A 23,395-nucleotide genomic window follows, 5' to 3' on the forward strand; every position below is an offset into this window, starting at 1 on the left:
GGCTCACATCTCCTGGCGGGCGTTGTCGGGATCATAGAACGGCGGCGCAACCACGGTGGCGCTGACCAGGACGCCGCCCTCAGCCCGGATGGTGAAAGCGGTGCCCGGGGTCGCCCGCTCGGGCGGGACAAAGGCGAGACCGATAACCTTGCCCAGGGTGGGCGACAGGGCAATGGAGGTCACACGGCCGGCCAGCGCACCGTCTTCGATCACCAGATGGTTTTCCTTGGGGATTACCGGAGCATCCGGTGCCAGCTCGAAGCCGACGAGGCGACGGGTTTGCGGCCGGGCTTCCAGGGCCTCGAGGGCGGCCTTGCCCAAGAAATCGGCCTTCTTGCGCCCCACGGCCCAGGTCATGTCGGCTTCCAGGGGGTGGGTCAGGGAGTCGGTGTCCTGGCCGACGATGATGTGGCCTTTTTCCAGGCGCAACACGCGCTGGGCCTCGACGCCAACCGGACGCGCCCCACGGGCGGCCAGCGCGTCCCACAACGCCGCGCCCTGGCTGGACGGCACGTGGATCTCGTAGCCCAGTTCGCCGCCGAAGCCGAGGCGCATGACCCGGGCCGGGATCCCGGCCACCGTGCCAGTCCGCACCCCAAGGTAGGGGAAAGCCTCGGGGGCGAGGTCGATGTCGGTGCCCCCCTCGGCCAGCAGCGCGCGCGACCGGGGCCCCAGCAGGCTGAGGCCGGCAAAGGCCGCCGTGACCTGGGCGATATCGACCCGCAGCCGCCATTGGGCATTAAAAAAGGTCATCAGACGATAGACCCGGTCCACGCCGCCGGTGGTGGCGGTGACGTAGAAGTGCTGCTCGTGCAGGCGGGCGGCCACGCCGTCGTCGATGATCGCCCCGGTCTCGTCGAGCATCAGGGCATAGCGCACCCGGCCGACGGCGAGCTTTTCATAGGTCCAGGTATAGATCCGCTCCAGGAAGCGGGCGGCATCGGGGCCGCGCACCTCCAGCTTGCCCAGGGTCGAAACGTCGATCAGGGCCGCGTCGGTGCGCGCTGCCCGCACCTCGGCAGGAATCGCGGTGGCCAGATCGGGACCATAATGGGCCGGACGCATCCAAGTCCCGGCCACCATCATGGTGGCGCCGAGGGCCTGGTGCCGATGATGCAGCGGCGTCAGGCGCTTGAGGTCGAAGCCCCGGCCGGCCAGATGGCCGATCTTCTCGCCGGTGATCGGCGGGCGCACCGTCACGGTGCCCACCGTGGGCGCCGAGGTGCCGGTCACTCGGCCGAGCAAGCCTTGCACCAGGGCGTTGGTCAGCTTGCCCTGGGTCGGCCCCATGCCGGCCGTGGAAAAGCGCTTGAGCAACTGGATATGGTCCCAGCCGAGCGCGGCGGCCTCAACGATATCGTGGACCTGAAGGTCCTCGTCGAAATCGATGAACTCCTTGCCCTCGGGATGGGGGAACACGGGGTGAGGCCAAGTCAGGCCGGCGTCATCGGGCGCCACCGCGTCGGGCACCGTTACCGCGAATCCGGTATGGGCCGCCGCCGCCCGACCGGCCCGCGCCCCGTCGCGCTCGACCGCCGCCGGAGCCCACACGCCGTTGACCGAGCCGGCCGCATACAAGCCGGCCGGGGTGGCCTTGACCCGGGGCATGAAGGTGTCAGGGTCGGGCAGGACCTGGGCGCCGCCTTGGGTCAGCAACTGAGTCAAGGGACCGTAGCCGACCGACACCGCCACCAGATCGCAGGCCAACGGCGGGCCCGCTGGGCCGAAGCGGCCGGGGCCAGTCACCGGCGCCAACCGTACCGCCGCCACCCGGGCATTGCGGCCCTCGGCCTCGGCGATGGTGGTGCCGGGATGAAGGGGAATACCGCGCGCCCGCACGTCTTCGACCCAAGCGCCGGCCCCGGGATCGGGACGCAAATCGGCGATAGCGGCCACGCTCACCCCAGCGTCGAGGAGGTCGAGGGCCACCCCATAGGCGTCGTCGTTGGCGGCCAGGATCACGGCACGGGTGCCGGGGCGCACCGCCCACAGGCGCATCAGGCGTTGCACGGCGGAGCCCAGCAGGATGCCGGGCAGGTCATTGCCGCGAAACACGGCGGGAACCTCGTGGGCGCCGCTGGCGATCACCACCGCCTTGGCCCGAACCTTGTTGAGGCGATTCCCTTGGGTGACGGACAGCCAGTGGTCGGCGAACAGCCCCTGACAGGTGGCCTCGGTCAGCACGGTGATGCCGGGATGGGCGCGAACCCGATCGACCAGCCCGGCATCGCCAGCCGCCCGGGCATAGGTGAGGGCGCCGCCCAGCACCGGGTTTTCCTCGACCAGCAACACCTCGGCCCCGGCCTCGGCCGCCGCCAGAGCCGCCGCCAGACCGGCCGGCCCGCCGCCGACCACCGCCACGTCGGCGAACAGGTAGGCCTTGTCATAAACGCCGTGCGGTGTTTTGGGGTCGATGCGGCCCAGGCCGGCGAGATGGCGGATCACCGGTTCCCAGAGCTTCCAACTGCCCTTGGGCTTGAAAAAGGCGCGGTAGTAAAAGCCGACCGGCATGAAGCGCGACAGCAGGCCGATCAGACGCCCGGCATCCAGGGCAAGGCCGCCGAAGGTGTTGACCGCCGTCACCGCCAAATCCGGGGTGATCGGCCGGCGATCGGCGTACACGTTGGGCTCGACCCCGACCTGGACCAGGGTGTTGGCCTCCAGGCCGGCGGCCGAGACCATGCCCCGAGGGCGGTGGTATTTGAAGGAGCGCGAGAGCATCCACTGGCCCTGGGCGGCCAGGGCCGAGGCGATGGTATCGCCGGCCAGCCCGTGGACGGGACGGCCCTCGAAGCGAAACGTCACCGGGCGCTCGCGATCCACGAGGGTGCCAAACGGCGGGGGCAGGCGCGAGGCACTCACGACACGTCTCCTTGCGCGGCGGGACCGCTGGGGGGATAGGTCCGCACGATTTCATCAGTGGCCAGATGGCGCTCGGCAATAAACCAATAAGAGGTGGGGATGTGGCACCACCACTCCCGGGTTACTTCCGGTTGGTTGTGCTTATGAAAGAGATAGTCGGCGACATCGGCGGGATCGGCTCCCGGCGCCGGACGCTCGCGCACCTCGCCACCGTAGCTGAACTCCGAAATGTTGCGCGGGCCATTGAGGGGACAGGGCATGAGTTTCATGAAAGGCTCCAACCGGGCCGCAGACAAAACAAAGAATAAACAAAAGAAAAAGGGGGTCTGGGGCATCGCCCCAGGCGGGGTCCGGGAAAAAGGGGGGTCTGGGGCATCGCCCCCAGGTGGGGCCCGGGGGCGACAGCCCCCGCGTTACCCCCGGGCCGAGCCCCCCCCATGTGCCCTGACCACCAGAGGAAGCCAACCACCATGACCGAGACCAACACCCTGGGCGGGCGCGTCAAGCGTTATGCCCGCGTTTCCACCTCGATGGGGACCCTTGCCGTCCGCGCCGCTGGGGAGCGGGTCCTTGGCCTCAAGGGCGACGACGCCCGGCGCGCCGCCGATCTGCGTCAGGCCCTGGGCGGTTTGAAGGGGCCCTTGATGAAGGTGGCCCAGATCCTCTCGACGATTCCCGACGCCCTGCCGCAAGAATACATCAACGAACTGGCCCAGTTGCAAGCCGACGCCCCGCGCATGGGCTGGCCCTTCGTCAAGCGCCGCATGACCGCCGAACTGGGGCCCAGTTGGGAAAGCCGCTTTGGCCGCTTCGAGCACGAAGCCGCCGCCGCGGCCTCCTTAGGGCAGGTCCACCGGGCCGAAAGCCTGGAGGGTCAGGCGCTGGCCTGCAAGCTCCAGTACCCCGACATGGCCTCGGTGGTGGACGCCGACCTGCGCCAGCTCAAGGTGTTTATCAGCCTGTACCGCCGCTACGATGGCGCCATCGACCCCAGCGACCTGCACGCCGAACTCGGCGACCGCCTGCGCGAGGAACTGGACTACAGCCGCGAAGCCCGCAACATGCGGCTCTATCGCCACATGCTCGCCAGCGAGCCGGCGGTCCACGTGCCCGAGCCCCTGGCCGATCTCAGCACCGATCGCCTGCTGACCATGACTTGGCTCGACGGCGCCCGTTTGCTCGACTTTGCCAACCATAGCCAGGAAGAGCGCAACACCATCGCCTATCATATGTTCCGGGCGTGGTATGTGCCGTTCTACGACTATGGCGTGATCCACGGCGACCCGCATCTAGGCAACTACACGGTGCGCGAAGACCTCTCCTTGAACCTGATGGACTTCGGCGCCATCCGCGTGTTCAACCCGACCTTTGTCAAAGGCGTGATCGACCTGTACTTCGCCCTTCGCGACAACGATGCCGACCGCGCGGTGCACGCCTATGAATGCTGGGGCTTTGGCAATCTCAGCCGGGAGATGATTGACATTCTCAACCAGTGGGCCCGCTTCATCTACGGCCCCCTGCTCGAAGACCGCCTGCGGATCATCCGCGAGGACATGCCCTCGGGCGGGCAGATTGGTCGCAAAGTGGCCGAAAAGGTTCACGCGGATCTCAAGGCCATCGGCGGCATCAAGCCGCCGCGCGAGTTCGTGCTCATGGACCGCGCCGCCATTGGCCTGGGCAGCGTCTTTTGGCACCTGGATGCCCATATCAACTGGTACCAGATGTTCCACGAAATCATCGGCACCTTCGACGCCGACGCCCTCGCCCACCGCCAAGCTATCGCCTTGGCCGAAGCCGGTCTGGTCTGAGGGGGGGCACTTCGTCTCGGTGACGCCGGGGCTGTCGCCCCGGACCCCACCTGGAGGCTGACGCCTCCAGACCTCCACTTTCTTTTATTCGAGCACGAACACCCCATAGGGAAACAATTGGCCCGTGTCAGCGATCTCCTCCGCCCAGCGAGGCCAATCGGCCGGGGCGTGCGGTGCCCGGCGGGCCAGATCGGCCAGGAAATCGTGGCGGCGGATTACGTCGCTTTCGATGTCCTGGGCGGCGTACCGGGCGATGACCAGCAGGTGCGAGGACGCCAGCGTCTCAATGTCGGCCTTCATTCGCGCGCCGAACACCAGCACCAAAAACAGGTAGAAACCGGACGAAATCAGCAGGACGAGGAGGGTGAGGCGGACCGCAATGCTGGTGGGGAACGAAGGCATGCATCTGGGGTAGGGCATGAGTCACCCGGGCTCGGGATGGTGCCTAGTCAGTATCGGGGGCGGGCAGGGGGGATGCAAGCCACAGGATCGTGGGGGAAAGACGGGGTGCCGAGAACTTCTCCACCAGCGGTCAAGGCGTTGAGGCCGATCCTAGGAAGGGAGGGGTCCGGGGAGGCCGCGCCTCTCCAGCCTGTCCTGTCTTTGCCGTCGCCAGCCAGAACCCCCGTTGATCCGAGTGCCTCTGCTCGTTTCTCGTGGCACGGGCGTGCAAATAACGATATTCTTTTTCCATGAAGCAGGGCCTACCCTCTGAAAAGAAGAAAGTATCCCTTGTGTTTGTTTCGACTCCTCTATAAGGCCAACGCCTTCCTTGATTGGTTGTCGTCCTTGAGGCGACCCACGATCGCCGGGAGAGGAAGTCAGAATAGTGAAGGTCTCTTCGATGTCTCCTGGAACGATGATGAGTCGGGCCCTGGTGGTCAAAATCGTCACCCCCCTTGCGCTGGTCTTGGCGGTTGGCTTCGCGGTGTCCACGTGGTTTGCCGTTTCGCGAGGGGGCGAGACCATCCGCGACTTAAGCCGCCAGGGCGCCGCCTCGGTGGCTCAGGAGGCCTCGGCCCAGGCGGCGGGGGTATTGGGGCAGGCGTTTGCCGTGCCTCGGGCCATTGCCGCGCTGGCCCAGGCCCAACGGGCGACCCACAGCACCGACCGGGCCGGCTTTGTGGGCGCGCTGACTGCCTTGTTGCACGATAACCCTACTTTGGTGGCAACCTGGATCGCCTTTGAGCCCAATGCCTTCGATGGCCAGGATGCGGCCTATGTTAACACCAAGGGGCACGACGGCACCGGCCGCTTCGTCCCCTATGTCTTTCGCGACAAGACCGGCATCGACCTTACCCCTTTGCTGGACTACGAAACCCCGGGGCCGGGTGATTATTACCTACTGGCCCGCACCAGTCAGCGTGGCCAACTTCTCGAGCCCTATTATTACGAGGTGGCCGGGAAGCAAGAACTGATCACCAGCCTAGCCGTTCCCGTGATTCAGGACGGTCGCACCATCGGGGTGGCCGGTGTGGATATGATGCTGGATGGGCTGACCGCCGTGATCGACCAGAGTCGCCCCTTCACCGACAGTCGCGTTTCCCTGATCTCGGAGGGCGGTTTGTGGGTCGCCACCACCGACACCGGCAAACTGGGCACCAAGGTTGCCGACTCGGATCCCGGCGCGGCCCAGGCACTGGCGGGCGGTACTCGGGAGCGCGTGACAACCCAGGCCCTCTCCCCCACCACCGGCGCCAAGCTTCACCGGGTGTTCGTGCCCGTCTCGCTGCCCGAGGCCGCCAATACGTGGTCGGTGATGGTTGATCTCCCCCTGGCCCGGATGGAAGAGCCCGTTGCCCACCTCACCCATGGATTGATCGCCTCGGCCGTCGCCATCACCCTGGCCATGATGGGGGGCATCACGCTGCTGGTCTGGCGTCAGGCGGTAAAACCGGTGCAAGCCCTCACCCGGGTGGTGGAAAGCCTGTCCGCGGGCCATACCGACACCGCCGTGCCCCTGACCGAGCGGGCCGACGAACTGGGCATGATGGCCCGTGCCATCGCCTTCTTTAAGGAAAAGTTGGCCGAAGTCACCCGCCTGCGCGCCGAGCAGGAACAGGCCAAGGCCAAGGCGGTTGACGATCGACGCCGCGAGATGATCGATCTCGCCGCGTCGTTTGAAACCGCCATTCGCGCCGTGGTCGAGGGAGTTTCCCAAGCCGCAACCGACCTGCAAAACAGCGCTACCGTGCTGTCGAGCACCGCCCAGGACGCCAGCCGTCAATCAACGGCAGTGGCGGCGGCCACCCATCAGGCCTCGGCCAACGTTGCCACCGTGGCCAGCGCCGGCGAGGAACTGTCGGCCTCGATCGCTGATATCAGCCGCCGGGTTTCGGAAAGCCGGAGCGTGGCGCAAAAGGCCGTGGAAGAAGCCCGCGATACCGGCACCACCGTGGAAGGTTTGGCCCAGGCCGCCGACCATATCGGGGGCATTGTCCAGTTGATTACCGATATCGCCAGCCAAACCAACCTGCTGGCTCTCAACGCCACCATTGAGGCCGCCCGCGCCGGGGAAGCCGGCAAGGGCTTCGCCGTGGTCGCGGGCGAGGTCAAGCACTTGGCCACCCAAACCGCCCGCGCCACCGAGGATATTTCGGCTCAAATTGCCGCCATGCAGCAAGTGACCGGCGGCGCCACCGATGCCATGGCCCGCATCCAAAAAACCATCGGGCGGGTCAACGAAATCTCCGCCGCCATCGGCGCCTCGGTCGAACAACAAGCCGCCGCCACCCAGGAGATCTCTCACAACGCCCAGCAAACCGCCCAGGGCGTGGACGAGGTCAGCCAGGGCGTCGCCGGGGTCAGTTCTCTGGCCCAGGAAGTCGGCCAAACCGCCGACCACGTGCTGAACGCCTCGTCAGCCCTCACCGCCCAGGCCGACGCCTTGCGTCGCGAGGTCGATGCCTTCATCCACCGCATCCGCCAAGCGTAAGGAAGCGCCCCCCCCACCCCGGGTGTAACCTTATCAGATTTTTCTGGACTATCACAAGATGTTAAAATTTATTCTAGTTCAGATGACTATTCAGGAAATCACTAACAATCCTACTGTTCCACACTAATTATTTGAATGTGAAGGTTGCCCATGTTTTTTAGGAAACATGTTATTATTGGGTCTGGAAGCGTTATATTGCCTGGTGTTTCTATAGAAGACGGATCTTCTGTTGGGGCATTGTCTTTGGTTTCTAAATCCCTTGAGGGCTGGGGTGTTTATGCAGGGGCTCCAGCGAAAAATCAAAAAGAAGCGATGATTTGTTGCGGCTTGAAGAGCAGCTTATGATGGATTTGAAAAATAATTCCTAGAGTTGATGAAAATTGCATCTTCATCAAAGGCACTCGCTGGTGTTTTTCTAGGTTTTTGATTAACTCTGATTTGTATAAATTTTTTGAACTTAAAACATCAAAATCAACAATGGTACTAAGGAAAGGTGGAGATATGATTCCGGTTTTTCGTCCCAAAGCTTCCTGTCGCCAAAGATATAATTCCGTATATTGAGAGAATAGATGAGGCACGTTGGTATTCAAATTTTGGACCTCTCCATAATGAGTTTAGATTACGCATTGCAAGACATTTTAACCTTGGCGCTGATCAAGTAATATTTCTTTCTAATGCTACCGTAGGAATTGCCCTTGCCCTCCAGGCCGTTGGATTGAAGCGTGCCGGAAATCGGTGTGTATGTCCGTCCTGGACTTTTGCTGCGACGCCTCATGCCATCGTCCTGGCCGGAATGTCGCCGGTGTTCGCCGACGTCGATGCGACGACATGGACACTTAATGTCGATCAAGTGGAAAACGACGACATCCATAACACAGCGGGTGTTGTCGTCGTTTCTCCATTCGGCGGAATAGTCGATATGGATCGTTGGGAGCGTTTTGCAGAACGCAGCGGTGTTCCTGTCGTTTGTGATGCCGCTGCTAGTTTTGATGCTGTCGGTCGGGGGGAATTCCGGATCGGAACCATTCCTATAGTTATTAGCCTACACGCTACCAAGCCTCTCGGGGCAGGTGAGGGAGCAATCGTTCTGTGTACTGATCCCGATATCATTGAGCGTATTCGGCAGATGTCCAATTTCGGGTTCTCTACGACATCGGTAGCCCAGGTTCCCGGAACGAATGCAAAACTTAATGAGTATAATTGTGCCATTGGCTTGGCATCACTAAATACATGGCCAGAAACACGCGCAAAAATTGCACATCTTAGAAAATACTACCATGAAAAACTAGAACCAATTGATGGTATAAGTGTTTTTGGTGTGAACCAAGATTATGTTTCTAATTACATGATCATTGAAACATCCGCTGACGGATACCAACTCTCCAATCATTTGTCACAAAGGCAGATCGAGACGAGGCGGTGGTGGCGTAGTGGGTGTCACCAGCATCCTGCGTTTTCTTCTTTTAACGTTAGGCCGTTGCCCCAGACGAGACGGCTTGGCGTCCATACTCTAGGATTGCCGTTTTTTGGTGATATCACTCAAGAGGAAATTGATAAAGTTATCGACGCTGTTGGAGAGTTTTGTATCCGGTCTGACAGTTTGAACCGATAAATCAGGATCCTTACACCTGGACACCTCCGGAAACCGGCCTTGAACGGCACCGCATGTCGCTGGCCGCTCGATCGGGTTGTGATCGGCGCGGCGATCACTGATTTTCCGGGTCGGGTGGTATGAAGCGGGTGACGATCCCCCAAGATCGGCGGCATCCCCCCCGTGAGCAGTTACTAAGATCGAGCCTCGTAGAGTTCCATATTGTCGTCTGGCAAGCTGACTTGATATCCTCCCTCTTGGCATGGATCCGGCGCAGAGCCTGGAGAGGAAATCTCTTCTTTTCCGTGACGGCTTTCCTGTCCCCCCTGGGTACGCTTTATTTTTCAGGCTTCCTGGTTCCCGGAAGGTCACCAACCTTTCGGGAACGAGTTTTTCTGTCACACTTTACTAAAACGGTGAGAAAGTCCGGGGCCATCAGCCCAAACCAGGAGAACCGCTGTGCTGCCTCTCCCATTAAATTTACGAAAATCCCTCGGCGCTCTCCTGCGTCGAGGTGTTACCTTGAGCAACGCTGCGTCACTCTCTTCTTCTACCTCTTCTGTTACAATAGCTTATTTAATTGATAATATTTGGTGCGATATTCATGGAATATATATACAGGGATGGGCTCACGCCTTTGAAAAACCGGTGCGCCGCCTAATTTTTAGCTGTGGTGGAGAGAAAGTATATTTCGAAGAATTTTCAGAACGACCGGACTTGCTTAATCACTACCCAGAGCATCCCTGTGTCGTCAAAACAGGTTTCTCTATTTATCTAAATTTTCCTCCATTTTTTCCGGTTCAGATCGAAGTAGTAACGGACAAAGGCTCCGCACTCATCGCTCTTGCCGTTCCGGATCATTTGAAGGCTGGTCCTTCTCAAAATCAGGAACCTCCTCTGGGAGCCTTCCTTGACAGCATGCGAGCCCGGAAAGGAACCGTCCTCGAAATTGGTGCGCGTGTCGTTGGTGATATGACTCAAAGTACAGCTGCCCAACTCGGGCCGGAGTGCACCTTTATAGGCTTTGATATTCACCCGGCTCTAGGTGTGGATGTGGTCGGAGATGCCCATACGCTCACCCAGTTTGTTCCTCGTGCTTCTGTCGATGGTATTTTTTCCGTTGCCGTTCTCGAGCACCTACAGGCACCCTGGCTGGCAGCGGCAGAAATGAACCGGGCTTTGCGTCCCGATGGACGTGTCTTGCACGTTGTTCCCCAGACATGGCCGGTCCACGAAACACCCAATGATTTTTGGCGCATGTCTGATGAAGGATTAAAAACTCTTTTCGGTCCTTCGTTGGGATTTGAAATTATTGATGCAGGAATGTGTGACCCCTTCACGATCATTCCAAACCGCAGGGTTGGATCATGGACTAGTATGCCACTCAGCCCGGGTTATGGAACGTCCTATGTCTATGCTCGGAAGATTTTCGAAATTGATGATGATGTGGTTGTTTGGCCTCTCTCAGGCAAAGCAATCGAGGAACGGGCTCAACTTTATCCCCGCCACGAAACAAACTGACCCTGCTTGATTCATGACGGGATACCAAATGGACACCTCCGGAAACTGGCATCGGAGCCGTAACTGCTCACGGGGCTGGTCGGAGACTGTTGCGGTCGGGGTGGAAATGTGAGTCACTCCAGGGATGGAAGAGACACCACGTTATCGCCTGAGTGATGCCGAGAAGGACGCCCTGATTACCGATCAGGCGGCGTTGATTGAGCGCTTGGCGGCGCGGGTGGAGGAGTTGGAGGCACTGGTCGGCAAGCCTAGGAAGACCTCGTCGAACTCCCACCTTCCTCCCTCGAAGGACAGTCCGGGGCGTAAGGGGGGTGACAAAAAGCCCCCGAAAAAGTCAGGCAAAACCCGGTCCTCCCGCCCCGGTGTCGCCCGACCGCTCACGGAAACCCCGTGATAAAACGGAGCGCCGTATAGTTGAGGTGTGCCCGCATTGCGCAAAGGCCGTAGGCGAGAGGCATCAGGTCTGCCGTCACCGCTATGACCACATCGACCTCCCCTCGATCCGGCCGGTGGTGACACGCGTTGAGCTGTTTGGGGGACGGTGCCCGGCTTGTCGCCGACGGTTTCGGGCACAGGCGCCGGCCGATCATCCAGTTGGGACCCCCTTTGGGCCAGGGATCCAGGCCTTGCTGACGTATTTGCACCACAGTCACCACGTCAGCTTCGAGCGCCTCGCCCGGATGCTGAAGGAGCTGTTTGGGCTGAAAATCTCGGAAGGGGCGATCGCCAACGCCTTCCGCCGTCTCGAAACCAGCCTGACGGCGGCCTGCGCTGCCATCAAGACGAGAATCTTGCAGGCGGCTGTCATCGCCTCGGACGAAACCACGGCGCGGGTCGAAGGCAAAACCCACTGGCAGTGGGTGTTCGTGACCGATACGGCCGTTCTGCACGACATCAAGCCCAGTCGGGCGCGCGCCGTCGTGACATCGGTTCTGGGCTTGCACCGGCCGGAGGTCTGGATCTCGGATCGCTACGCTGGGCAGCAGGACCTGGGCCAGGTTCACCAAGTCTGCCTCGCCCATGTTTTGCGGGATGTTCAATACGCCATCGATTGCGGGGATACGGTCTTCGCCCCCCGGATCCGGGATCTTTTACGCTGGACCATCCGCATCGGCAAACGAAAGCCAAGGCTCAAGGACACCACCTTGGCGACCTACGCCGGCAGAGCCGAGCATCGCCTGGACGTGCTGCTGAGCGGACACCTCGAAGAACCGAGTTTTTGGACGGTTTGGATAGGAAAACGGGGCGCCCGAGCTGAGACTGGGGGCTATTTCGGTCTGAATTCCGTGGTATTTGGGCCGTTACGGCCCCCTCTTCGGCCTTTCGGCCGTCATGCGGGCGCAGTTCTCCCGTCCCACCAGACTAGGCGGCGCATGTTGTAGACGAGATTGGCCATGCCGATCTTGGTTTTGGCCCTGGCGATGCCGATGGTGCGGACGAAGAGGGCCATCGGCCCTTTCTGGCACGCGAAGACATGCTCGACGGCCGAGCGCACCTTGGAGCGGGCGGCGTTGGCCTTAGCGTGGGCCTGTGACAGTGGTTTGCCCGGTGCCCGGCGAAAATGGACCTTCGAGCGCAGGCCCGTTTCGCCATGAACTCCTCGTTCTTGCGCGAGCGATAGGCGGTATCTGCCCAGACTTTGCTCTAAAGAGGGAACCGGAACTGGGGTCTCGTCCAAAGGCAGAGGATAAGAAACGAGGGTTCCGTCGTTTTGATAAAGGGGTTTACCGAAACAGTCTCAGGGTGGGCATATGCAGCCCGCTGCAAGCGCCGCAGCCAATCCCCGGCCACTAAGGTATCCGCATTGAGCAAAACGACATCCCGGTCGGGGTGTAAGGCGAGCCCTCGGTTGACGGTTTTAGGAAAGCCAAGGGTGTGCTCGTTACTTAGAAACGTCAAGCGCCCAGCCGCCCCCAAGCGAGCTAACTCCTCACACAAACGGGGGTCAGGCCCAGCATCATCAATGGCAATGATTTCATGGGGAGGTGTGCCTTCAGAGGAGAGACTCTCGAAGAGAGAAGAAAGACAGGCCAACGTTTCCTGGCGGGCCCCATAAACCGGCACCAAAATATCGACCGTGGCCGTCGGCGCCATGGATCGGTTTTTTCGCGGCGGAGGAGGGGCAACAGGGATGGGGGTTCGTCGAGCAGGGATGCAAATCGGAGATCCTACCAAGGGCGTTTGCCCATCTCCCGCCAAAATCCAGAAGCGACCTGGCATCAACCCTGCCGCCAGAGGATCGCACAGAAACCCATGGGGGCCGTCTTCAATGCCAAGGCGGGCGGCTTCTGGGACGGTCTGGTTGGTCTCTAGCGTCACGGCATGGCCGCGTTCATCGACGATTCGGATTGCGACAGGGCGAGACGGATCTGCCGGCATCCAGGCCCACCCCCTCACCTCCTCTCCCTCGCTTGTTACCCCGCCCTCGACAACAGGATGGACGATCAGAGGGGCTGGCATTCCGAGGAGAGGTGCATCCTCAAGAGTAAGTAAAAGAGCCTTTTCTGAAGAATGGTCTGCAAACGTTAAAGAAAAACAGTCTAACTTAGACGAAAATATTGGTTCTCGGGGCAAATGAGAAACTGGGGCTGCCATAAGCTCTGCTGTATCACAAAATACTCGAACCCAGGCATCGGGCGAGACGCTAGGTCCCAAAACGCCAACAATACGCCCCCCTACATCTGGTGCAGCCCAACCAGGAACCACGTCATCAATGACAGTTTGATTCGCCAGCTCTTCCAGAGCAGGGGCGAGAGATGGTGGGAAGCGGCCGAGTAGATCAGAGAGCAGGAGAAGAAGGCGCTTCGTCTCTCCAAGACGCCTTAAAGACCATCCCAAAACAATGCCAGGAGTTGGAGATGTATATGTTTTTTCACTCAGAAGAGAAACTGCCAGTGCACATTGACCGGCGCGCAGGGCAACAGCCGCATAAAAAGTGCAGGTTCCAATATCTTTAGGATTGTAACGAAATGCTCGCTCGGCCCATCGCAAGGCCTCTGCGACATCATCCTCGGCCAATGCACAGCGAGTACGGGCAAGAATTCCATCCAGATGCCGCTCTTCGTCGGCAAGGAGGGCTAAGGCCTGCTGTCGGGCTTCGGCGAAGCGGCCAGCAGCCAGGGAATGATCGACACAGGCTGAAAAAGAGGGGGGAGGCGTCATCATGGGAAAAAGCCAGGGCCCTCCTGAACTCTCCACCTAAAAGAAAGGACTCGCCGATACCTCGGCGAGTCCCCTTGAAGAGATCCGGAAGGATCCCGAAATTAACCAACCAGGATGTTGTTGGCGGTCAGTCCGGTCACACCGGACACCAAGATGGTGGTGCCGTCCGACAGGCTGATAACCGAGCCAGCGGAGGAGGTGGTGATCTTCGAAGCGATCGAAGCGGCGGTCTGCCCCGTGTACCCCGTGAAGGCGAGGTAGTCGGTGCCAGCCTTGAAGTCAGCGATGACGGCCTTGCCGCCACCATAGACGGAGCTGAACACGAACAGGTCGTTGCCCGCACCGCCGTACATGGCGGTGGTGGACTTGCCAGCAACCAGGACGTCGTTGCCAGCGCCGCCAGCCAGGAACGCGGTGCCGGTAGTGGCGCTGTTGCCGACAAAGAACACGCCGCTGGTGCCACCGCTGACGAAGGTGGCGTTGCCCGAGCCACCGAACACGGTGTTGCCGCCGGTGGTCACGCCGACCATGGCATCGCCCGAACCAGCGGCGACCACGCCCGTACCGCCGGTGGCGATCACGGAAGAAGCACCGGAGCCCAGAGCAATGATGTTGGTGCCGCCGGCCGCGACAATGGTGTCGTTACCACCAACCAGAACAGCGTTGGTGCCGCCGGTCAGACCGACAACGTTGGAGCCAGCGCCAGCGGCAACGGTGTTGGTACCAGCCGCAGCGATAACGGTGTCATTGCCCGTGCCACCAAAGATCGCGGCTGTGGTGGAACCGGTGCTGGTCGTAGAAGTCCCCAGCAGCTGACCTCCGCTACCACCAATGATGGTCTGACCTGCACCGGTACCGGCCTGAAGAACGGTTTTAGCATCGTCGTTACCAACGATCAGGACGTTGGCAGCCGAGGAACCAGTCACCGTGGTCGCGCCGGCAGTGCTAGTAACAATCGTGGCGCTGTTCGCCGGGCCAGCCGAGAAGACACCACCAGCCGTAACCTCCTGAGAGATCCCGGTCAGCTTGCTGGCATCCACGAGCGACGAGTTCTTCAAGACGGCCTGAGCGTACGTCGAGGAAACGCTCGTGACGGACGTTACGGCGCCAGTAATGGTATTAGCCATATGTCAACACCCCCTAGGATTGTTTTAGGATTCTCGAAACCAAAAAACTCAAGACAGCGTTTCGGTCGTCGATAGCACGAGTGGGTTGATTTTGCAAGAGCTGCACCAGTCGGCTTTCGAACCAAAGAGCTGCTTTGGAAAGCGAGAATGGGATGAAAGATGAATGTTGCGTGTGAAGTCGGCATCCTACCATAGAGTGACGCTTCCGGCGTGGTAGGATATGACAAGGACGCATGCACTCCCCTTCGTCGTCATTCAGGGCGAAGGTGGCGTTGACGGCCCCAGCGTTCAAGACAAAAGGTGATACGACCCTCTCTTGTCATCGAGATTGAAGCAAAACGGCATCACTTTCCGACCAAGGGTTTAAACATATCCCATCTTTTCCGGTTAACGAGTGTTGAGGAAGATTGTCTCCGTCGAAAATCAAACCGCCTTTCTCTCCGCAGAAAATTAGGGGTGAGGGTAAGGGGGCGGCAAAAACAGATCCCGATCAAAAACAAAATGTTCTTTGACAGCCCCCTATCAGGCAATAGGGTCTCGCTCCTCCCCCGGGGGGATAGGAAAAGGACAGTTTCCCTGTCTCTATCCAGCTCATCCCCCTTGTATCATCTCTTCTTCGTGCCATAGACTGTGAAACGTGAGATTCGATCCGCAAACGGCGAAAAACCCATGACCAGCCCAACCGCGAATGACCGGCCGGATACCGTTCGGCCTGGACTGACCAGCGTTCACGCGTTGGCCACCGTCGCCAAGCACCACGGATTGCATCTTTCCGTGGAGCAAATGATCCGAGACAACGCGATTACCGAAGAGCCAGGACTAGCAGGCCTCGCAGCCATTGCTAAAAAACAATCTGGAAGCTCGTGTTACCAAACTGACGTGGCAGCAGCTCTTCCGACTCGGAAAGGCTCTACCCGCAGTTTTGCGTTTCAACAACGGCCAGTATGTCGTTTTGATTGCTGTAGAAGAAGGTCCCACTCCTATCGTCATCTTGCAAGATCCCTTGAGCCCTGATGAGGCTTGTATTTCTGTTGACAATGGCGAGGCGACGCAGGCCGTCCGGGGTCAGGAAGGCGGGCAGGCGTGACGAAGACAGGAAGTCCGGCAGCGGCGGCAAGGGCAGGCCGATCTCGTCGGGGGCCGGGGCGCTGGCGGCGGCGCGCTCGCCTTGGGTGCGGGCCTTGGTCAGCATCTCGGCCAGCCCCCCGGCCCGAACCCAGGCGGCGGCTTGGCTTAAGCTGTCTTCAAAGGGGATGGCGGGCGTCCAGCCTAGAACACTGTGGGCCTTGTCGATGGCGTAGTCGGCGCGCAAGCGGAAAAAGTCCAGCTCGCGGAAGGTTGGAGTTTCGGCCATCAGGCCGCCCAATGCCTGGGAGCCCTGGGGCAGATGACTCACGGTCTCGCGCACCAAGCTGCCCACCAAGAAGCGCAGGCCAAACCCGTTGAGATTCTGGGCCAGCAGCGGCGGCAGGCCGAGGGCCTCGTTGTAGCGCTCGAAGAAGCTGTTCCAGGTCAGGGGCTCGGGACCGCGGATGTTGAACGCCCCTTGGGTGCCGGCCGGAGCGTCGAGGGCGGCGGCCACGGCGGCGCACACGTCGCGCGGATCAACCGCGTTGCACACGCCGTCGCCGGCGTCGCCCAGGGTGCCCCACCGGCGCGAGGCCAGTCGGCGCGCTGTCAGCCCCGCCCACTGCACGCACTCGGCGCCAAACAAGATGGGCAGGCGCAGCACGATGACCGACTGGCCCTCGGTCATGGCCGTCAGGCACAAGCCCTCGGCTTCGGCCTTGAGCGCCGCCTCGGGGTCATCGGCCATGGGGGCGAGGGGCTGCTCCTCGGTGATCAGGCCGCTGGCCTGACCATAGACCACCACCGAACTCAGATGCACGACCCGGGGCACCCCGGCCTGGCGCGCGGCGCTCAGGATGGCCTGGGTCCCGTTGACCGTCACCCAACGATCGCCCGTGGCGCAATTGACCACGGCGTCCACGCCCTCCATGGCCGCGACCAGGGTTCGCACATCGCGCACGTCGGCCACCGCCTTGATCAGCCCCTCGGGGGCCGGGCGCCCGCCGGCCGGGGTGCCGGCCTTGACGGTGGTGTCCGGGCGCTCGGCCAGAAAACGGGCCACGCGGCTGCCCAGAAACCCTCCGGCGCCGATGACTAAAATCGTTGACATGGTCTGTTCCCCTCTCGCGTCTCGTGCTGTCGCGTTCTTCCGGTGGGTGCATCCCCGGGCGGTTGGCGCCAGATAACCATGGCCCGCGTCCCTTGACCAGACCCCCCTTGGCGCCCCGCCGCCGCCTGGGAGTATGGCGAGTTCATGGTCGTTTTGTGGGATTGTGGCTTGACACGGCGGCGCGTCCTGGTATTTTCCCCYTGCCGCCGCAGAGCACAAATTCACCTGTTTTGAGGTGGCCCTGGACGGGAATTCGGCCCCGTTGTCGGACCCCCAGGTCGAGGACACTCGCTCCGCTGAGAGTCAGGGTGTCGTGATAGGGCTATGTGCACTTTTGGAGGGACTGTTATGGCCGACAACACGAAGGTTTATCCGTCGGGTCTGACCGAGGCGGAAGCCCAGGAATTCCATGGCTGGTACACGAAGGGCCTGGCCGTGTGGGTGGTTCTGTCCGCCTTCGCTCACGTCTTCACCTACAACTACCTGCCCTGGTTCTAAGACTCCATTACGGGTCTCCTGGCTTGGCCAGGCGGCTCGGAGTTTAGACCTTGTGACGGTTCATAAACCTTTCTGGAGAGAAAGCCATGTGGAGAGTTTGGCTGCTGGTTAACCCGGCTCAGGCCCTGTTCGCGTCTGCCGCCATCCTGGTGACCCTCGTCACCATCATTCACCTGTTCGTCCTGGGCGGCCCGCTGTCCCAGTACCTGCTGAAGGGCATCATCGAGAAGGGCCTCTAAGGCTCTCTCGGATCCGGCGGCCCCGCCTTTTCGTGAGGCCGGGCGCTGGACCCTTCCAAAACCGCCCGTGGCTTTGCCCCGGGCGGTTTTTTATTTTAGGCTCATCTTAAAAAAAAGCATTGTGGCTGCATTGTGGCGGTTGACAGGCAAATCCAGGCCGGATAAGGTCCTGCCCATGGACAGTTGATGGCGAACAAGACATCAACTGACCCCCTGGGAACCCACCCAATGTCTTGTGCAGGACTTGCGAGAGGGACCAGGGTTGGCGCCGATGCTCCAGGAAAGGTTGGCGCCATTGAGGGCAAAGATGAACGTCCATTTGGAGGGATTAGCATGGCCGACAACACGAAGGTTTATCCGTCGGGTCTGACCGAGGCCGAAGCCCAGGAGTTCCATGGCTGGTACTCGAAGGGTTTGGCGCTGTGGGTGGTTCTGTCCGCCTTCGCGCACATCTTCACCTACACCTACCTGCCCTGGTTCTAATCTGGTCCGCTTCCCGGCGTCGCGCCGGTCAGCGTTCTCGGATCCAGTTTCAACGGCTCTAAACCTTTTTGGAGAGAAAGACCATGTGGAGAGTTTGGCTGCTGGTTAACCCCGCTAAGGCCCTGTTCGCCTCTGCCGCTATCCTGGTGACCGTCGTCACCATCATTCACCTGTTCGTCCTGGGCGGCCCGCTGTCCCAGCACCTGCTGAAGGGCTTCATCGAGAAGGGCCTCTAAGGCTCACGCTCGGATCCGCCTCGCGCTTGCGGGAGGCTGGCCCCAACAAAACCGTCCGGTGGCGTCCGCCCCGGGCGGTTTTTGTTTGGGCTGAGGGGCTGCGGGACGACTGAAACCCAAAAAGACAATATGGCCATACTATGGCCGTTGACAGGCGAAATCACGGCGATTAAGGTGTCGGCATGGAGGGCAGAGGCAGCCGCGAGTGTCCTCCTCCCCGGGGCAGTAAACCGGGTCCGGCGCCTGCTCTGCCAGGGAAGCGGCGCCAGTATGGGCTTATACACGCGATTTCTTGGAGGGAAGACCATGGCCGACACCACGAAGGTTTATCCGTCGGGACTGACCGAAGCCGAGGCCCAGGAGTTCCATTGCTGGTACACCAAGGGCTTGGCGGTGTGGGTGATCCTGTCCGCCTTCGCGCACGTCTTCACCTATCACTATCTGCCTTGGTTCTGAGCCTGATCCGCTCCCAAGCCCGTCGCGACCCGCCTTTCTGGAGGAAAGACCATGTGGAGAGTTTGGCTGTTTGTTAATCCCGCTCAGGCCTTGTTCGCCACCGCCGGGATTCTGGTCACCCTCGTGACCATCATCCACCTGTTCGTGCTGGGCGGTCCGCTGTCCAAGTACCTGTTCAAGAGCTTTATCGAGAAGGGCCTCTAAGGCTCTCGGCTCTCTCGGCTCCAGCCCCCCAGAGGCTGGATCCCTCGAAACCGCCCGGCGCCCCCCGCTCCGGGCGGTTTTGCGTTGTCGGGATCAGGGCCAAGAGGGGGTGGTCCGGGCGGCCGGGCTCGAACCGGCATGGAGAGACCTCCGAGGGATTTTAAGTCCCTTGCGTCTACCAATTCCGCCACGCCCGGACGGAAGAGTGCGAGCCTACCCGCAATGACAGGGGAAGGCAAGAGTGAGCGAAGGGTCTGGGAAGGTCGTGCCTCCCCAGCCTGTTGTGACCTTTTATTCGGGCACTGTCCCATTTTCTGTCAACACAGTGCCGGCCAGATACAAAGATCCACAAATCAAAATCCGTGCCGGTCCATCGTCGCGGGCCAAGTCTTCCAAGGCTGCGCGCACCGACGCCGCCTTGCGAACCTCGCGCACTCCGGCCTCGCGCGCACACACGGCCAACGCATGGGCCGGCAGCCCCGCCTGGGTCTGGGACCCCGACACCCCCACCGCGACCAAGGTTCGCACATACGGCGCCAACAAGGCCAGGAAGCCGGCATTGTCCTTGGTTTGCAGCATGCCGCACACGAGATCCACCGGGGCTTCCCCCGACCACGCCGACAACACCGGGGCCAGGGCCGCGGCGGCATGGGGGTTGTGCCCGCCGTCCAGCCACAAAGACAAGCCGCCGGGCAAAATGCTCGCCAGGGCGCCCTCGCTCAAGCGTTGGAGGCGAGCGGGCCAGTCCACCCGGGCCAAGGCGTCGGCGCGGGCGTTGGCGGGCACGATGAGCCCCGTCCGCTCGGCCAAGGCATCAATGGCTGCCCAGGCCAAGGCGGCGTTGGCCAGTTGGTGCCGTCCGGGCAGGCGCGAGCGCGGGTAGGGCTGGTCTTGGTAGGTCCAGCCGCCGGGGGTCTCCTCCCAGGTCCAGGCCACGCCCTCTTCTTGGAGGGGCGCGCCCACCGCCGCTGCTTGCGTGCGGACCACGTCGGCGGCGGCGGCCGGCTGGGTGGCCGAGACGGCGGGCACCCCGGGTTTGAGGATGCCGGCTTTTTCCCGGGCCACGGCGGCCAGGGTGGCGCCCAGGAAAGCCTGATGGTCAAGGCCGATGGGGGTCAGGACCGTGACAGCGGGGGTCAGAACGTTGGTGGCGTCGAGCCGCCCGCCCAACCCGGTTTCAAGCAACACCACATCCGCCGGCTCCCGGCTGAAGGCGAGCAGGGCGGCGGCGGTTGTCACTTCAAAAAAGGTGATGGGCTGGCCGGCGTTGGCCGCTTCGACCTCTTCGAGGAGGGCGATCAGGGCATCGTCGGAGATGAGCTGTCCGCCCAAGCGGATGCGCTCGTTGAAGCGGACCAAGTGCGGGCTGGTGTAAACATGGACTCGGTGGCCCGCCGCTTCCAAGGCGGCCCGCAGGTGGGCGACCACCGACCCCTTGCCGTTGGTGCCTGCGACATGGATCACCGGGGCCAGCCGCGCCTGGGGGTCTCCCAGGGCAGCCAGCAGGCGGTGGATCCGTTCCAAGGACAGGTCAATGACTTTCGGGTGCAGGGCCGTCAGACGGTCCAAGGTGGCATCGGGTCCCATAGTTCCTCCCTCTCGTTCCTCTGCGGTCCCGGGCCCCTGGGGTCAGTCGTCGGCGCGGGCGGCCTCGGCTTCCTCGTCGTCATCGGTTTCGGGGCGGCCATCGCGCCGGGCGGCCTCCTCGGGGTCGGCGGGGGGACGCTCGCCGCGTTCGGCGCGCGGCACCGGCGGGGCGCTGTCCGGGGGGGATCACCAGCGGCACGACCTCGGCCGGCGGGTCGCGGTGCAGCAGGATGGAGAAGATTCGGCCAATGGTTGCCTTGAGGTCGGTGCGCGCCACCACGAGGTCCACCATGCCGTGGTCGCGCAGGTACTCGGAGCGCTGGAATCCGGGCGGCAGGGTTTCGCGAATGGTGTTTTCAATCACGCGGGCGCCGGCAAAGCCAATGACCGCGCCGGGCTCGGCCAAGGCGATGTCGCCCAGCATGGCAAACGACGCCGTGACGCCGCCTGTGGTCGGGTCGGTCAGCAACACCAGATAGGGCAGGCCGGCTTCCTTGACCCGCTGGACAGCAACGGTGGTCCGCGCCATCTGCATCAGCGACAAGATGCCTTCTTGCATGCGCGCGCCGCCCGAGGCGGGAATGGCGATCAGGGGGGCGCGTTGCAACACGGCCAGTTCGGCCGCCGCTACCAAGCCTTCGCCCACGGCCATGCCCATCGAGCCGCCCATGAAGTCGAAGTCGAAGGCCGCGATCACCACGGGCATGCCCATCAGCCAGCCGTGGGCCACGATGATGGCCTCTTTTTCGCCCGTCTTGGCTTGGGCTTCCTTCATGCGGTCGCTGTAGCGCTTCAGGTCCTTGAACTTCAGCGGATCCGGGGGAATCGGCGGCAGTTCGATCGGGGTCCAGGTGCCGCCGTCAAACAGCAGTTCCAGGCGCTTGCGCACAGGCAGGCGCATGTGATACCCGCAATGAGAGCAGACCCTTAAGGACTTCTCCAGCTCCTTGTGGAAAATCATGTGGTCGCAGGCTGGGCACTTGCGCCAAAGGTTTTCCGGAATCTCCTTGGATCCGACAAGACTGCGGATCTTGGGGCGGACGAAGGTTGTCAGCCAGTTCATGGATTGCGTTTCTTCCCAGTGATCGGCAATGGATCGGCGATGGCGCACTCTAGACCGAAACCCGGTCACGCTCCCAACAAAAAGGGGGGGCTGTCAAGCCGGACCCCGAGGCAAAAAGCGGTCCTGGCCCGCAGATTTCAGGCCACGGGCGTCAGCGGCAGGGCGTGGCGGGCCATCAAGCGCGAGAGCAGCGGTCCCACCAGCAAGACGACCAGAAACCGGCCCGTCTGCATGGCCACGACAAAGGGCAGGTCGGCGTGACTGGTGGCGGCAATCACGGCCATGGCGTCGATTCCGCCGGGACTGGTGGCCAGATACGCGGTCAGGGGGTCAATGTCGGCCCCAAACACCAGCAAGGCGGCCAAGCCGCCGCATACCAGCATCAAGGCCAGAATGGACAGGGCTACCCGGGGAAACACCTGCACCACGTGGCGAAGCAAGGCCCGGGTAAAGCGCAGGCCAATGGTCCAGCCGATCAGCACATAAGCCGCCCCGGCCAGCCAGCCCGGCACAACAAAACTTAGGCCCCAGGCTTCTTCGGCGAGCAGACCCAGAGCGAGCGGGACCAGGAAGGGGGCGCCCGGAAGGGGGGTCCAGCGTCCGGCGGCAACGCCCACCACGGCCAAGGTCAGCGGGGCCAGCACATCCACCGGCCGCAGGGGCATCCCCAAGCGGGCGAACAGCGATCCCGGCCCCGCCGTTTCCATTGCGCCGGGCGCCCACAGGCCCGCCACCAGCGAGGCGGCCAGCGCGACCATCAAAACCCGAAGAAACTGCATGAACGCCACCAAGCGGGCGTCGGCCCCATGTGCCTCGGCCATCAAAACCATGGCCGAGGCGGCGCCGGGCGTCGAGCCCCACAAGGCCGTAGTGCCCGGTAAGACTCGGGCGCGGGCCAAGACCCAGCCCATCAAGGTGGAGGTGGCGAGCACCCCGACCACCCCGGCCACGATCAGCGGCCACACCCGCCCCATCTCGACCAGCACGGCTCCGGGCAACCGCTCCGCCAGCACCGAGGCCACCACGCCCTGTGCGATCAGGAAGGGCACACGGCCCACCCGCAGCGAGGCCCCCCCAGCGGCCACGGCGACCGCCGCCAGCATCGCCCCTAACAACAAGGAGCCGGGCAGGGCCAAGCTGTCCATGCCGATCATCAGGCCCGCCGATAGGCCCACAAGAGCGAGCCCCTGGCCGGCCCGGGGCCAATGCTCCAGGGCAAAACGCGGCGGCACGGTCATAGTGAGCGGTTCCTTGTCTTGGGGGACGCGGGGCTGCCACCCCAGGCCGTGCCCAGATCTCTCGGTTTGAAACGTCACGGTGCGTGCAGCGCGCGGTAGCCCCGCAGCGACGTCACAAAACTGACGTATGACAGAGGAAGACCCCCTCGGGGCCAAGTCAAGGGCGCGTTTGGTCGGAAGAAGCGGATCGACCCGCTCGGCGGGCC

At 62.1% G+C, this 23,395-nt stretch carries 19 protein-coding genes, 1 tRNA gene and 2 pseudogenes; 11 read left to right on the forward strand and 11 right to left on the reverse strand.

Features of this window, described 5'->3' with window-relative positions; all coding sequences use genetic code 11:
- Positions 1–3: 3 nt before the first annotated feature.
- Positions 4–2,862, reverse strand: coding sequence for a glycine cleavage T C-terminal barrel domain-containing protein (locus RSPPHO_RS12320; RefSeq protein ID WP_014415564.1), 2,859 nt, complete (start codon positions 2,860–2,862; stop codon positions 4–6).
- Positions 2,859–3,131 (reverse strand): sarcosine oxidase subunit delta, encoded by a 273-nt coding sequence (locus RSPPHO_RS12325; protein ID WP_041797349.1) that lies wholly within the window; start codon positions 3,129–3,131, stop codon positions 2,859–2,861. The genes RSPPHO_RS12320 and RSPPHO_RS12325 overlap by 4 nt, the downstream gene beginning before the upstream one ends.
- Before the next feature lie 201 nt (positions 3,132–3,332).
- Here RSPPHO_RS12325 and RSPPHO_RS12330 point away from each other — a divergent pair, with 201 nt between their 5' ends.
- Positions 3,333–4,670 carry an ABC1 kinase family protein gene (locus tag RSPPHO_RS12330; RefSeq protein WP_041795376.1) on the forward strand — a complete coding sequence of 446 codons (1,338 nt, stop codon included), beginning with the start codon at positions 3,333–3,335 and terminating at the stop codon, positions 4,668–4,670.
- Between the two features lie 84 nt (positions 4,671–4,754).
- On the opposite strand, the gene RSPPHO_RS12335 is transcribed toward RSPPHO_RS12330, so the two are convergent.
- Entirely contained in the window at positions 4,755–5,072 is a 318-nt protein-coding gene (locus tag RSPPHO_RS12335) for a hypothetical protein (protein WP_041795379.1), read from the reverse strand.
- A gap of 442 nt (positions 5,073–5,514) precedes the next feature.
- On the opposite strand from RSPPHO_RS12335, the gene RSPPHO_RS12340 reads away from it, so the two are divergent.
- The 4 genes and pseudogenes from RSPPHO_RS12340 to tnpC all read left to right on the forward strand — a co-directional run.
- Positions 5,515–7,605 carry a methyl-accepting chemotaxis protein gene (locus RSPPHO_RS12340; protein WP_041797352.1) on the forward strand — a complete coding sequence of 697 codons (2,091 nt, stop codon included), beginning with the start codon at positions 5,515–5,517 and terminating at the stop codon, positions 7,603–7,605.
- A gap of 547 nt (positions 7,606–8,152) precedes the next feature.
- On the forward strand, positions 8,153–9,217 hold the full coding sequence (locus tag RSPPHO_RS19075) for a DegT/DnrJ/EryC1/StrS family aminotransferase (RefSeq protein WP_277905331.1): 1,065 nt from the start codon (positions 8,153–8,155) through the stop codon (positions 9,215–9,217).
- Between the two features lie 501 nt (positions 9,218–9,718).
- Complete coding sequence (locus RSPPHO_RS20080) at positions 9,719–10,717, forward strand: methyltransferase domain-containing protein (RefSeq protein WP_157879217.1); 999 nt, start codon at positions 9,719–9,721, stop codon at positions 10,715–10,717.
- Between the two features lie 124 nt (positions 10,718–10,841).
- Positions 10,842–11,934: pseudogene (gene tnpC, locus RSPPHO_RS12345) on the forward strand (IS66 family transposase); the annotation flags it as partial.
- A 113-nt stretch (positions 11,935–12,047) separates the two neighbouring features.
- Here the strand turns inward: tnpC and RSPPHO_RS22025 are convergent.
- From RSPPHO_RS22025 to RSPPHO_RS17970, 4 genes and pseudogenes are all read right to left on the reverse strand, one after another.
- Positions 12,048–12,239, reverse strand: a pseudogene (locus RSPPHO_RS22025) (IS5/IS1182 family transposase); the annotation flags it as partial.
- Positions 12,240–12,361: 122 nt separating this feature from the next.
- Complete coding sequence (locus RSPPHO_RS19085; protein ID WP_081581750.1) at positions 12,362–13,882, reverse strand: glycosyltransferase; 1,521 nt, start codon at positions 13,880–13,882, stop codon at positions 12,362–12,364.
- A gap of 98 nt (positions 13,883–13,980) precedes the next feature.
- A complete protein-coding gene (locus tag RSPPHO_RS12360) occupies positions 13,981–15,006 on the reverse strand; it encodes a calcium-binding protein (RefSeq protein WP_014415570.1) in 1,026 nt (341 codons plus the stop codon).
- A 910-nt stretch (positions 15,007–15,916) separates the two neighbouring features.
- Positions 15,917–17,185, reverse strand: coding sequence for an NAD-dependent epimerase/dehydratase family protein (locus RSPPHO_RS17970; RefSeq protein WP_051013864.1), 1,269 nt, complete (start codon positions 17,183–17,185; stop codon positions 15,917–15,919).
- 348 nt (positions 17,186–17,533) lie between these two features.
- Between RSPPHO_RS17970 and RSPPHO_RS19090 the strand changes: the two genes are divergently transcribed.
- The 6 genes from RSPPHO_RS19090 (at position 17,534) to pufA (RSPPHO_RS19115) (ending at position 19,301) form a co-directional block, all read left to right on the forward strand.
- Positions 17,534–17,683 (forward strand): light-harvesting protein, encoded by a 150-nt coding sequence (locus tag RSPPHO_RS19090; RefSeq protein ID WP_157879218.1) that lies wholly within the window; start codon positions 17,534–17,536, stop codon positions 17,681–17,683.
- Between the two features lie 86 nt (positions 17,684–17,769).
- Complete coding sequence (gene pufA, locus RSPPHO_RS19095) at positions 17,770–17,922, forward strand: light-harvesting antenna LH1, alpha subunit (protein ID WP_014415572.1); 153 nt, start codon at positions 17,770–17,772, stop codon at positions 17,920–17,922.
- Positions 17,923–18,255: 333 nt separating this feature from the next.
- Positions 18,256–18,405, forward strand: coding sequence for a light-harvesting protein (locus RSPPHO_RS19100; protein ID WP_081581751.1), 150 nt, complete (start codon positions 18,256–18,258; stop codon positions 18,403–18,405).
- 83 nt (positions 18,406–18,488) lie between these two features.
- On the forward strand, positions 18,489–18,641 hold the full coding sequence (pufA, locus tag RSPPHO_RS19105) for a light-harvesting antenna LH1, alpha subunit (RefSeq protein ID WP_081581752.1): 153 nt from the start codon (positions 18,489–18,491) through the stop codon (positions 18,639–18,641).
- 306 nt (positions 18,642–18,947) lie between these two features.
- Positions 18,948–19,097 (forward strand): light-harvesting protein, encoded by a 150-nt coding sequence (locus tag RSPPHO_RS19110; protein WP_173391150.1) that lies wholly within the window; start codon positions 18,948–18,950, stop codon positions 19,095–19,097.
- Between the two features lie 51 nt (positions 19,098–19,148).
- Complete coding sequence (gene pufA / locus RSPPHO_RS19115) at positions 19,149–19,301, forward strand: light-harvesting antenna LH1, alpha subunit (protein WP_014415575.1); 153 nt, start codon at positions 19,149–19,151, stop codon at positions 19,299–19,301.
- Positions 19,302–19,411: 110 nt separating this feature from the next.
- Here pufA (RSPPHO_RS19115) and RSPPHO_RS12370 read toward each other — a convergent pair.
- The 4 genes from RSPPHO_RS12370 to RSPPHO_RS12385 all read right to left on the reverse strand — a co-directional run bounded on the left by RSPPHO_RS12370 (position 19,412) and on the right by RSPPHO_RS12385 (position 23,189).
- Positions 19,412–19,498 (reverse strand) — tRNA-Leu (locus tag RSPPHO_RS12370).
- A gap of 94 nt (positions 19,499–19,592) precedes the next feature.
- The gene (locus RSPPHO_RS12375) at positions 19,593–20,888 is read right to left on the reverse strand and encodes a bifunctional folylpolyglutamate synthase/dihydrofolate synthase (protein ID WP_014415576.1); all 1,296 of its coding nucleotides are present in this window, start codon (positions 20,886–20,888) and stop codon (positions 19,593–19,595) included.
- A gap of 79 nt (positions 20,889–20,967) precedes the next feature.
- Positions 20,968–21,951: an acetyl-CoA carboxylase, carboxyltransferase subunit beta gene (gene accD, locus RSPPHO_RS12380; protein ID WP_081581754.1), complete on the reverse strand. Its 984-nt coding sequence runs from the start codon at positions 21,949–21,951 to the stop codon at positions 20,968–20,970.
- Positions 21,952–22,088: 137 nt separating this feature from the next.
- Positions 22,089–23,189, reverse strand: coding sequence for an AbrB family transcriptional regulator (locus tag RSPPHO_RS12385; protein WP_041795388.1), 1,101 nt, complete (start codon positions 23,187–23,189; stop codon positions 22,089–22,091).
- Between the last annotated feature and the right edge of the window lie 206 nt (positions 23,190–23,395).

This window comes from Pararhodospirillum photometricum DSM 122, from assembly GCF_000284415.1.
In the GTDB taxonomy this organism is placed as follows: Bacteria; Pseudomonadota; Alphaproteobacteria; order Rhodospirillales; family Rhodospirillaceae; genus Pararhodospirillum; species Pararhodospirillum photometricum.

Excerpts from the sequence above, each read along its gene's own strand:
- RSPPHO_RS12375 (WP_014415576.1), bottom strand. The coding sequence starts at position 20,888 with ATGGGACCCGATGCCACCTTGGACCGTCTGACGGCCCTGCACCCGAAA.
- RSPPHO_RS19100 (WP_081581751.1), top strand. The coding sequence starts at position 18,256 with ATGGCCGACAACACGAAGGTTTATCCGTCGGGTCTGACCGAGGCCGAA.
- RSPPHO_RS12385 (WP_041795388.1), bottom strand. The coding sequence starts at position 23,189 with ATGACCGTGCCGCCGCGTTTTGCCCTGGAGCATTGGCCCCGGGCCGGC.
- accD (WP_081581754.1), bottom strand. The coding sequence starts at position 21,951 with ATGAACTGGCTGACAACCTTCGTCCGCCCCAAGATCCGCAGTCTTGTC.
- RSPPHO_RS12330 (WP_041795376.1), top strand. The coding sequence starts at position 3,333 with ATGACCGAGACCAACACCCTGGGCGGGCGCGTCAAGCGTTATGCCCGC.
- RSPPHO_RS19085 (WP_081581750.1), bottom strand. The coding sequence starts at position 13,882 with ATGATGACGCCTCCCCCCTCTTTTTCAGCCTGTGTCGATCATTCCCTG.
- RSPPHO_RS12360 (WP_014415570.1), bottom strand. The coding sequence starts at position 15,006 with ATGGCTAATACCATTACTGGCGCCGTAACGTCCGTCACGAGCGTTTCC.
- pufA (WP_014415572.1), top strand. The coding sequence starts at position 17,770 with ATGTGGAGAGTTTGGCTGCTGGTTAACCCGGCTCAGGCCCTGTTCGCG.
- pufA (WP_081581752.1), top strand. The coding sequence starts at position 18,489 with ATGTGGAGAGTTTGGCTGCTGGTTAACCCCGCTAAGGCCCTGTTCGCC.
- RSPPHO_RS19110 (WP_173391150.1), top strand. The coding sequence starts at position 18,948 with ATGGCCGACACCACGAAGGTTTATCCGTCGGGACTGACCGAAGCCGAG.
- pufA (WP_014415575.1), top strand. The coding sequence starts at position 19,149 with ATGTGGAGAGTTTGGCTGTTTGTTAATCCCGCTCAGGCCTTGTTCGCC.
- RSPPHO_RS12340 (WP_041797352.1), top strand. The coding sequence starts at position 5,515 with ATGTCTCCTGGAACGATGATGAGTCGGGCCCTGGTGGTCAAAATCGTC.
- RSPPHO_RS17970 (WP_051013864.1), bottom strand. The coding sequence starts at position 17,185 with ATGTCAACGATTTTAGTCATCGGCGCCGGAGGGTTTCTGGGCAGCCGC.
- RSPPHO_RS12325 (WP_041797349.1), bottom strand. The coding sequence starts at position 3,131 with ATGAAACTCATGCCCTGTCCCCTCAATGGCCCGCGCAACATTTCGGAG.
- RSPPHO_RS12335 (WP_041795379.1), bottom strand. The coding sequence starts at position 5,072 with ATGCCTTCGTTCCCCACCAGCATTGCGGTCCGCCTCACCCTCCTCGTC.
- RSPPHO_RS19090 (WP_157879218.1), top strand. The coding sequence starts at position 17,534 with ATGGCCGACAACACGAAGGTTTATCCGTCGGGTCTGACCGAGGCGGAA.